Annotated in this window: 1 protein-coding gene; it reads right to left on the bottom strand. The window is 43.5% G+C overall.

What is annotated here, in order from left to right:
• Positions 1–25 precede the first annotated feature (25 nt).
• Positions 26–382, bottom strand: a 357-nt coding sequence (locus C6366_RS21420; protein ID WP_233248608.1) for an RluA family pseudouridine synthase, incomplete at its 5' end; no start/stop codon positions are given.

Raw genomic sequence — 382 nt, 5'->3', positions numbered from 1 at the left:
TTCATCAACTGAGATATTTTTAAAGCTAATCAATTTCTCTTCCACCAATATAAGTTCGCCATTTTTCAACCACTGTGGTGATGTCGTTGGGCAACTCGGAATCAAATTCCATATATTCACCGGTTGCTGGATGGCTAAATCCAAGCGTTTTGGCGTGTAGTGCCTGCCGGGGCAGAATGTTGAAGCAGTTTTCAACAAATTGTTTGTATTTGGTGAATGTAGTGCCTTTTAATATCTGATTGCCTCCATACCGTTCATCGTTGAAAAGCGGATGACCGATGTATCTGAAATGCGCACGAATCTGATGTGTACGGCCGGTTTCAAGACGGCACTCAACCAAAGAGACATAGCCCAGAGGCTCCAGAAGTGTGTAATGCGTTAC

The organism is Desulfonatronum sp. SC1, from assembly GCF_003046795.1.
In the GTDB taxonomy this organism is placed as follows: Bacteria; Desulfobacterota; Desulfovibrionia; order Desulfovibrionales; family Desulfonatronaceae; genus Desulfonatronum.
The sequence above is the reverse complement of the archived record's forward strand: the minus strand, read 5'-3'. Positions and strand labels throughout refer to the sequence as shown.